Here is a 227-nt window from a genome sequence, read left to right as displayed (position 1 = left end):
AAAAATTTGATTCGCTTATCAGATTTTTTCCGAAATTTTCGTTCTCTCAACCAAAACAAAAATTTGATTCGCTTATCAGATTTTTTCCGAAATTTTCGTTCTCTCAACCAAAACAAAAATTTGATTCGCTTATCAGATTTTATCCTAGAGTTTCCATCTCCCAAATCAAACAAAAATCTAATTCGTTTGCCAAGTTTTATCCTCAAATTTCCGTCTCCTAACCAAAG

The 227-nt window shown here is 31.3% G+C and carries 1 protein-coding gene; it reads left to right on the top strand.

From position 1 onward, the window contains the following. Nucleotides 1-227, top strand: a 227-nt coding sequence (locus AFK68_RS43800; protein WP_210407175.1) for a hypothetical protein, incomplete at both ends; no start/stop codon positions are given.

Origin of the sequence: Hydrocoleum sp. CS-953 (assembly GCF_002260545.1) — a bacterium.
GTDB lineage: Bacteria > Cyanobacteriota > Cyanobacteriia > Cyanobacteriales > Microcoleaceae > Trichodesmium.
The sequence above is the reverse complement of the archived record's forward strand: the minus strand, read 5'-3'. Positions and strand labels throughout refer to the sequence as shown.